This is a genomic window from Pseudomonas sp. NPDC086112 (assembly GCF_044746425.1).
GTDB lineage: Bacteria > Pseudomonadota > Gammaproteobacteria > Pseudomonadales > Pseudomonadaceae > Aquipseudomonas.
The window spans coordinates 20,063-26,551 of the sequence record NZ_JBIVCD010000056.1; the positions used below are offsets into that span (position 1 = coordinate 20,063).

Consider the following 6,489-nt stretch of genomic DNA (forward strand, 5'->3'; position numbering starts at 1 on the left):
AACGCTCGGCCGCGTGGCCGAAGTGCTGCTCTTGGGCGAGGGTAACGATGTAGCGTAATTCTGTCAGAGTCATAGCAAGCGTCCATGAAGTTGCGGGCCAAGCATACCGGCTGCAATCGATAGACGCACGTTATCAGACTGAGTGTGTCGAGTGACACTGGGCAATGCAGGTTTGCCGTTGCCAGATATGCAAAAGGCACCTTTCGGTGCCTTTCACAGGTTTTGTAGCCGCCGAAGAACCTGTGGGAGCGGGCTTGCTCGCGAAGAGGGAGTGTCAGTCGACATCAATATTGCCTGACACACCGCTTTCGCGAGCAAGCCCGCTCCCACATTGGTTCGGCAGTGTCTTAACGGCGGCGTTCCAGCGAGTAAACGAACGGTGCAACGATTTCGATGGAGCCGTTGTTCAGCATATCGGCCGGTGGCTTGGGCAGCGGCTGTGCGCGGCGGATCATTTCCAGGGTGGCCCGGTCCAGATCGGCGTTGCCGGAGCGGCCCACCAGTTCGAACGACAACACGTTCCCTTCAGCATCCACCACGAAGCGCAGACGGTTCAAACCTTCCTTGCCCCGCGCCTGTGCACTGGCCGGGTACTTTTTGTACTTGGCCAGATGCGCAAGCAGGGTGCCTTGCCAACTGGCCTTGGCCGCTTGCTGCGCCGGCGATGGCCCCGGTGCCGGCTGAGCGGATTTCTCCGTCGGTGCCTGGGTCGGTTGCGCGTCGCTCGGTTTTTCCTCGGACGGTTTTTCCTTCGGCGGCTCCGGCTTTTTCTCCACAGGCTTGGGCGGTTGAGGCTTGGGCTTGGGTTTGACCGGTTTCGGTACGGCGATTTCGGCCTTAGGCGCTTCAGCCAGTTTCGGTATCGGCAGTTCTTCCACCGGGGCCGGTGGCTGTGGCGGCGTGATCACCTTTGGCGGTGCGGGCGGTGGCGGGGCCGGAACCGGCGCCAGTTCGACCATCATCGCTTGCGGCGGCAGCTCGATCGGCGGGCGCGACGTCCAGTTCAGCGCCAGCGCAATGGCTAGCGCATGGACGCCCAGCACCACGGCCAGGCTCCCGCTGTAACGCGTCAGCTTTTGGCGCGTGTTGATCATTTCTTGGCTGCCGTCTCGAGTCCGACCAGGCCGACCTTCAGGTAGCCAGCGGCGCGCAGGGCGTCCATCACGCTCATCAGGTCGCCGTAGTCCACGCCTTTATCGGCCTGGAAGAAGATCGTCGTGTCTTTCTTGCCCTGGGTCTTGGCGTCGAGTGTGGCACCGAGGGTCTCGGCCTTCACTTCGTCTTCGCCGAGGAACAGGCGCTGGTCAGCTTTCACGCTGAGGAACACCGGTTTCTCTGGCCGCGGCGCCGGTTTGGCGGTAGAGGCGGGCAGGTCGACCTTGATGTCCACGGTGGCCAGCGGCGCCGCCACCATGAAGATGATCAACAGCACCAGCATCACGTCGATGAACGGCGTGACGTTGATTTCGTGGTTCTCGGCCAGATCGTCGTCTGCGCCTTCTTTCAAATGCAGGCCCATGGCCGATTACCCCACTTTCACCATGTGCGGTTGCGAGCTGCGCTGCTCGGTCGGCAGGTGGTCGAGATCACGGCTGACCAGCAGCAGGACTTCTGCCGAGGCGTCGGACACTTGTGCCTTGTAACCGGCGATGGAGCGGGCGAAGACGTTGTAGATGACCACCGCAGGAATCGCTGCAACCAGGCCCAGCGCGGTTGCCAGCAAGGCTTCGGCGATGCCGGGAGCTACGACAGCGAGGTTGGTGGTCTGGGTTTTGGCGATGCCGATGAAGCTGTTCATGATGCCCCACACGGTACCGAACAGGCCGACGAACGGCGCGGTGGAACCGATGGTGGCGAGTACACCGGTGCCGCTGCTCATGTTGCGACCGCAGGCAGCGACAAGGCGCTCCAGACGAAAGCTCACGCGCTCCTTGATGCCTTCTTTCTCGCGGCTGTTGGCCGACAGGCGCATTTCTTCCAGCGCGTCGTGGACCAGCAGGTTGGCGAGGGTGCCTTCCTTGGCTGCCGTTGCGCTGGCTTCTTTAAGGGTGGCGGCTTTTTTCAGGTGGACGATTTCAGTGCGCAGACGACGCTTGGCGCCCATCAGCTCGAAGCCCTTGGCGATCCAGATGGTCCAGGTGATGATTGAGGCGATGGCCAGGCCGATCATCACGATCTTCACGATGATGTCGGCGTTCTGGTACATGCCCCACGGCGACAAGTCATGGGCCATGCCCAACGTGTTGTCGGCTTCAAGGACTTCCGGCACGTCAGCGGCGTCTATGGCCTGGACCGGATCGGTCGCGGCAGGTGTCACGGCAGGCGCGGCGGGTGTTTGAGCGGCAGCAGGCTGGGTGGCCGGTGCTTGTGCATCGGCGAAGGCGGCGGTCGGCGCCAGCATCAGGCTGAGCAGCAGGGCGGCCACCGCGCTCCAGGCGCGAGGTCGTTTGGTTGGCGAAGCGGGGAATTGATTGGGTGTCATGCTGGCCGGACCTGAAAGGAAAAAAACGGTAAATGTTCTTCCAGGCCTCGTGAGGCCGAGAACAAAAGTGGCAGGCATTATTGCAAGTAATTCTTGTTAACAAAAGTAATAGAGTATCTTTTTTTCCTTCATTGCTAGCCGCGTGTCCCTTGCCGGCGCTAGTCTGTGACTTTCCGATGGGAGTTTTCTGATGTCCGCGCCTTCTGTTTTGATCGCCGGCTGCGGTGATGTCGGCAGTCGTCTGGCCACGCAACTGTTGGCTAGCGGGTGGGAGGTTCACGGCTTGCGGCGTGATGTCTCACGCCTGCCACACGGCGTGATCGGCGTTGCCGGCGACTTGTTCAATAAAGACTGCCCGGCGACCTGGCCAATCGGTGCGGTGGATTACCTGGTGTATTGCGCGGCGGCTACCGATCACAATGAGGCGGGTTACCGCGCCGCTTATGTGCAGGGTTTGCAGCACGTGCTGGAATGGCTGAGCGACTATGGGCAAGTACCCAATCGACTACTGTTCGTTTCCAGCAGCAGCGTTTACGGCCAGCAGGATGGCGAGTGGGTCGATGAAACGTCGCCGACGGTGGCGGGCGGTTACTCGGGGCGTTTGATGCTCGAAGCCGAGCAGGTGGCGCTCGATAGCGGCATCCCGGCCAGTCTCGTGCGCCTGACCGGTATTTATGGTCCGGGTCGAGAGTGGCTGCTGACCCAGGTCCGCCGCGGCTATCGCGTGGCGATCGATCCACCGTTGTACGCCAACCGCATTCACGTCGATGATGCGGCAGGGTTGCTGGCGTTTCTGCTTGAGGCGGATCGGCGTGGGGTGGCGCTGGATGATTGCTATATCGGCGTCGACGATGCGCCAGCACCACTGGCAGAAGTGGTGGGCTGGCTACGAGAGTATTTAGGCGTGACCGAGTGGGATGACGACGCGAGCGTGCGGCGCACTGGCAGCAAGCGCTGCAGCAATGCGCGGGCCAAAGCCTTGGGCTGGACACCGAAGTACCCAAGTTACCGCGAAGGTTATGCTGCGATACTTGCTCAGGGGGAGTTGAACTGAGCGAGCCTCTAAACAACAGGCGCCTGCGGGCGCCTTTGTTTTTGGGTCATTGTTTTACCAGCAGCCACTGGCGTGGGCCGGGGGTGAAGTGGGGGATTTCGTCTGGCCGGGATTGATTGATTGCCTGGAAAATCTCCAGTCGCTTGCCTTTGCGAACGAAAATCCATGTGTCACTCAGGTCGTCCATGCCCAGATACAAGGTGTCATTACCTGCGCCTTGACTGGCGCAATCACCGTCCAGGCATAACTCGTATCGATCGGTTCCCGGTAACCCTGCAACATGGCCATCTTCCGTAAACTCGACCCACTGGCCTGCTCCGTGACTGTCGATGATTTTCCACTGCCCGCCCATATAGGCAGCGTTCAAGGCGCTCCGGAAGGTATCAACCCGTCCTGTTTTCGTTTTGGCGGTCTTGCTGGGGCGACTGAACACCTGCTGGGGGACGTACTCCTTGGCCAGTTGAGTCAGTCGCTTGCCATCTAGGCGCAGCTCGTCAGTGCCGTAGCCGTTGTAGTCGACGGTCCAGGCATTGGATGACTTTTGCAGCAGTTGGCCTTCACCCCTCTCAAAACCGCTGCTCACTTGCGCCTTGCCGGTGTGGGTGTTGATGTCCCATTCCAGATTCCGACCATGAGTGTTTAAGGATTCATGTAAAGACTGGCCTTGGGCCGCTGCATCGATGGCCGCCTGATTGATCCAGATACCGCTGATATCCGTTTCTGCGGGCATAGAGGTGCAGCCGCCCAGCAGCAATAGGCTTAGGATAAGCAGTTGGCGCATGATCAATCCTTGAGCGGGAGGCAAAGAATTCGACGGTGCAGGCTAAAGAAAAAGGAGCCCGTAGGCTCCTGTATTCTGTATCACTGTTTTTCCAGCAACCACTTACGATCACCCGGCGTAAACGAAGGCATCTCGTCCGCCAGTGCGGTATTCACCGTCTGGAAAATCTCCAGTTCCTTGCCCTTGCGCGCAAAAATCCAGGTATTGCCCTGGCCGTTCACCTGCAGCCAGATGTTGTCGTTGCCGCCGCTCATCGACGCGCAATCGCCCGCCAGGCACAGGGCATAACGATCCGCACCGGGCAGGCCGGCAACCTGGCCATCGGGCTGGAACTGCACGGTGTTGCCTTCGCCGGGGCCGCTGACGATTTTCCAGCTGCCGCCCATATAAGCCGAATACAGCGCTCGCTCGAAACTCGCGCCAATCGGTGCGCCTTCGGGTACCGGGACCGATGCACGGTCGAAGACTTGCTCCGGCTCGTTGTCGTTGGCGGCCTGGCTCAGTTGCTTGCCATCACGCTTCAGCTCGCTGGCGGAGCTGCCATAAAAGTCGACTTTCCACGCGCCGGACTCTTCGCCCAGCAGCTTGCCTTCGACGTTTTCAAAACCATTGGTGTAGCGGGCCTGACCGGCTCGGGTGTTGACGTCCCATTCCAGGTTCGGGCCATAGGCCTGGAGCGCTTCCCGCAGGGGGCCGCCCTTGGATGCAGCATCGATCGCCGACTGATTGATCCAGGTGCCGCTGATATCACGATCGGCAGGATCGCTGGCACAACCGCCCAAGAGAAGGGCGACCAGCGAGAGAGCTAGCGCTTGGCGCATGGTGGAATCCTTTCAAAACAAGATCGGCGCAGCCTTTAGCGGGCTGCGCCGCACGTTTACTCGATGACCAGAATGGCATCCATTTCAACCTGCGAACCCTTTGGCAGGGCTGCTACGCCGATGGCGGCGCGGGCTGGGTAAGGTTGCTCGAAGTACTTGCCCATGATCTCGTTGACCTTGGCGAAGTGGCTCAGGTCGGTGAGGAAGATGTTCAGTTTGACAATGTCCTTGAACGAACCACCAGCCGCTTCAGCCACGGCTTTGAGGTTCTCGAACACCTGGACGGTCTGGGCTTCGAAGCCTTCAACCAGTTCCATGGTTTTTGGGTCCAGAGGAATCTGACCCGACATGTAAACGGTGTTGCCAGCCTTGATCGCCTGGGAATAAGTACCGATGGCGGCCGGGGCCTTGTCGCTGTTGATAACGGTCTTGGTCATGTATGACTCCTTGTGAAGGGTGGGCTACGCGCGCATGCGGGTGATGCGAATCACCCCGGTCAGGGCGCGCAGTTTCTTGATCACGCGGGCCAGGTGCACGCGGTCGTGCACACTGACCACCAGTTGGACCACGCTGATACGACCGTCGCGTTCGTCCATGCTGATTTTTTCGATATTGCCGTCGGCCGCGTTGACGCTGCTGGCCAGCAGGGCGATCAGGCCGCGCTGGTGTTCCAGTTCGACGCGCAGCTCGACGTTGAATTCGCCGGTGACATCCTTGGCCCACGAGAGCTGGATGCATTTTTCCGGGTTGTGGCGGATTTCGCTGATGTTGCGGCAGTTGTCCAGGTGCACCACCATGCCTTTGCCCGCGGACAGGTGACCAACAATCGGGTCTCCCGGGATCGGCGTGCAGCACTTGGCGTAACTGAGCACCAGACCTTCGGTACCACGAATCGCCAGCGGGCCTTCCGGGCTTGGCAGCTGTTCGCCTTCGCCGAGCAGGCGGCGGGCGACCACGTAAGCCATGCGATTGCCCAGGCCGATGTCTTCGAGCAGGTCTTCGATCAGTTCGAGGCGGTATTCGTGGAGCATCAACTGCACGCGCTCGGCCGGGACTTTTTCCAGGGAGCTGTCGAAGCCGTTGAGCACCTTGTTCAGCAGGCGTTCGCCGAGGCTGATGGACTCGGAACGGCGTTGCAGTTTCAGCGCATGACGGATGTGCGTGCGCGCCTTGCCGGTGACCACGAAGTTGAGCCATGCAGGGTTCGGCCGCGCGCCGGGGGCGCTGACGATCTCGACCGTGGAGCCGCTTTGCAGCGGTTCGGACAGCGGTGCGAGACGACGATTGATCCGACAGGCAATGCAGCTGTTGCCCACGTCGGTGTGCACCGCGTAAGCGAAGTCGACCGCCG

At 60.6% G+C, this 6,489-nt stretch carries 9 protein-coding genes; 1 reads left to right on the top strand and 8 read right to left on the bottom strand.

From position 1 onward, the window contains the following. The 4 genes from ACIPLA_RS26230 to exbB form a co-directional block, all read right to left on the bottom strand. Positions 1 to 73, bottom strand: a 73-nt coding sequence (locus ACIPLA_RS26230) for a hypothetical protein (RefSeq protein ID WP_401177190.1), incomplete at its 3' end; no start/stop codon positions are given. 274 nt (positions 74 to 347) lie between these two features. Continuing rightward, positions 348 to 1,094 (bottom strand): energy transducer TonB, encoded by a 747-nt coding sequence (locus ACIPLA_RS26235; RefSeq protein WP_123499437.1) that lies wholly within the window; start codon positions 1,092 to 1,094, stop codon positions 348 to 350. Further along, the gene (exbD, locus tag ACIPLA_RS26240; protein WP_007894651.1) at positions 1,091 to 1,519 is read right to left on the bottom strand and encodes a TonB system transport protein ExbD; all 429 of its coding nucleotides are present in this window, start codon (positions 1,517 to 1,519) and stop codon (positions 1,091 to 1,093) included. Before exbD ends, ACIPLA_RS26235 begins: the two co-directional genes overlap by 4 nt. A gap of 6 nt (positions 1,520 to 1,525) precedes the next feature. Further along, positions 1,526 to 2,482 (bottom strand): tonB-system energizer ExbB, encoded by a 957-nt coding sequence (exbB, locus tag ACIPLA_RS26245; RefSeq protein WP_008073416.1) that lies wholly within the window; start codon positions 2,480 to 2,482, stop codon positions 1,526 to 1,528. Between the two features lie 190 nt (positions 2,483 to 2,672). Between exbB and ACIPLA_RS26250 the strand changes: the two genes are divergently transcribed. Further along, positions 2,673 to 3,536, top strand: a complete 864-nt coding sequence (locus ACIPLA_RS26250) for an SDR family oxidoreductase (protein ID WP_401177179.1) — start codon at positions 2,673 to 2,675, stop codon at positions 3,534 to 3,536. Between the two features lie 46 nt (positions 3,537 to 3,582). Here the strand turns inward: ACIPLA_RS26250 and ACIPLA_RS26255 are convergent, their stop codons facing one another. From ACIPLA_RS26255 to ACIPLA_RS26270, 4 genes are all read right to left on the bottom strand, one after another. Beyond that, the gene (locus ACIPLA_RS26255; protein WP_401177182.1) at positions 3,583 to 4,317 is read right to left on the bottom strand and encodes a hypothetical protein; all 735 of its coding nucleotides are present in this window, start codon (positions 4,315 to 4,317) and stop codon (positions 3,583 to 3,585) included. Positions 4,318 to 4,397: 80 nt separating this feature from the next. Continuing rightward, on the bottom strand, positions 4,398 to 5,138 hold the full coding sequence (locus tag ACIPLA_RS26260; RefSeq protein ID WP_401177184.1) for a hypothetical protein: 741 nt from the start codon (positions 5,136 to 5,138) through the stop codon (positions 4,398 to 4,400). A gap of 56 nt (positions 5,139 to 5,194) precedes the next feature. Then, positions 5,195 to 5,575: a RidA family protein gene (locus tag ACIPLA_RS26265; protein WP_095633622.1), complete on the bottom strand. Its 381-nt coding sequence runs from the start codon at positions 5,573 to 5,575 to the stop codon at positions 5,195 to 5,197. A gap of 24 nt (positions 5,576 to 5,599) precedes the next feature. Continuing rightward, positions 5,600 to 6,489, bottom strand: an 890-nt coding sequence (locus ACIPLA_RS26270; RefSeq protein WP_401177187.1) for an ACT domain-containing protein, incomplete at its 5' end; no start/stop codon positions are given.

What these genes read in the sequence shown, in the direction of transcription:
- ACIPLA_RS26235 (WP_123499437.1), bottom strand. Translation starts at nt 1,094, where the DNA reads ATGATCAACACGCGCCAAAAGCTGACGCGTTACAGCGGGAGCCTGGCC.
- exbD (WP_007894651.1), bottom strand. Translation starts at nt 1,519, where the DNA reads ATGGGCCTGCATTTGAAAGAAGGCGCAGACGACGATCTGGCCGAGAAC.
- exbB (WP_008073416.1), bottom strand. Translation starts at nt 2,482, where the DNA reads ATGACACCCAATCAATTCCCCGCTTCGCCAACCAAACGACCTCGCGCC.
- ACIPLA_RS26250 (WP_401177179.1), top strand. Translation starts at nt 2,673, where the DNA reads ATGTCCGCGCCTTCTGTTTTGATCGCCGGCTGCGGTGATGTCGGCAGT.
- ACIPLA_RS26255 (WP_401177182.1), bottom strand. Translation starts at nt 4,317, where the DNA reads ATGCGCCAACTGCTTATCCTAAGCCTATTGCTGCTGGGCGGCTGCACC.
- ACIPLA_RS26260 (WP_401177184.1), bottom strand. Translation starts at nt 5,138, where the DNA reads ATGCGCCAAGCGCTAGCTCTCTCGCTGGTCGCCCTTCTCTTGGGCGGT.
- ACIPLA_RS26265 (WP_095633622.1), bottom strand. Translation starts at nt 5,575, where the DNA reads ATGACCAAGACCGTTATCAACAGCGACAAGGCCCCGGCCGCCATCGGT.